Genomic DNA, 1,200 nt, shown 5'->3' with positions numbered 1-1,200 from the left:
CTTCCAAAAAAGGCTCCGACCATCGAACCTTCGTGCAGGTGTCCAGGCAATGGATGCATACCCTTCCCCTGATGGACACTATGCGGCTAGCTCCTATACTGATGGCAGTATCCTGATCTGGAACTTACTCACCGACCAAGTAGTGACAACGCTTACCGGACACAAAGGCCCCGCAACCTCGGTCGCTATCTCTCCGGACGGGAAGTGGCTCGCCTCGGCTGGAAATGACGGCGAGATACTTCTCTGGGCGATGAACAAAATACTACAACCGTCTGTGCAGGCGCAACCCTATCTTCGGCTTGAGGGGCATACAGGCAGGATTCATTCGGTGCGCTTTGACCCTGACAGCCAGCGCGTAATAACTGCAAGCGTGGATGGTACCGTGCGCATCTTCCCCGTGACTCCTGAGGAATACCTCCAGGAAGCAAAAGCCATGATGAAGTACCGCCCCGACCATCCATACTTAGAGCGACCACGTAAAAGTAATGAATCGCCAAGAAAAAGTAATGAGAGGAAATAAATCCTAGTGCCAGAAATAGATAATCCCCCCCTTGAGAGAGTGCCACTACAAATACGGCTTCTGGGTACCTTCCAGGTATTCCAGGCGGGAGAACTGCTTGATCTGCACCACCGAAAAGCCGACCTCCTCCTTGCTTGCCTAGCCATCTTCGGCAACTGGACAGACCGTTCGCTACTAATGAGCATGATATTTCCTGATGCGGAGCCCACTTCACTGGATCAGGCGGTGGGGGCTCTTCGAAAGCAGCTTGGTGAGCAGCGGAACCTCCTTGAAGTTCGCATGGGCAAGCTACGTCTGAACCTCAAAGATACCGACTGCGATCTCACGCTCTTTGATCGCCTCATCAAGCAGCGAAGCAGTGAGAGTGCCCTCTGCCAAGCCATCGCGCTCTACGGCGGGCCACTCCTACCTCAAGGCGAAAAAGAGAGTACCTCCATCGAGCTTCATCAGTGGCTCCACAAAGAGCGCTCGCGGCGTGAAACCCTCTTTCGGGATGGAGTGGAGCGAGCTTTGCAGCTTGCTCGCGAGGACAACCGCCCCGAGGACACTCTACTCTTGCTTCGACGCTATGCGCAGGAGTTCCCCAAGTCGGAGCGTATCTGGACACTCTACGTGCGAGCAGCGCACGAGTGCGGTGATCGTTTAGAGGGCATCTCTGCCTATGAGCAGTACCGGGCTGC

The 1,200-nt window shown here is 55.0% G+C and carries 2 protein-coding genes; both read left to right on the top strand.

The genetic code is table 11. The annotated features are described in order from the left end of the window. Window positions 1–520 (top strand): hypothetical protein (locus tag RMO15_RS14240; RefSeq protein WP_309713870.1); only part of this gene is annotated, 520 nt, incomplete at its 5' end. A 183-nt stretch (window positions 521–703) separates the two neighbouring features. Continuing rightward, on the top strand, window positions 704–1,200 hold a 497-nt coding region (locus RMO15_RS14235; RefSeq protein ID WP_309713867.1), incomplete at its 3' end, for a bacterial transcriptional activator domain-containing protein.

Origin of the sequence: Armatimonas sp. (genome assembly GCF_031410135.1) — a bacterium.
Taxonomy (GTDB): Bacteria; Armatimonadota; Armatimonadia; order Armatimonadales; family Armatimonadaceae; genus Armatimonas.
The sequence above is the reverse complement of the archived record's forward strand: the minus strand, read 5'-3'. Positions and strand labels throughout refer to the sequence as shown.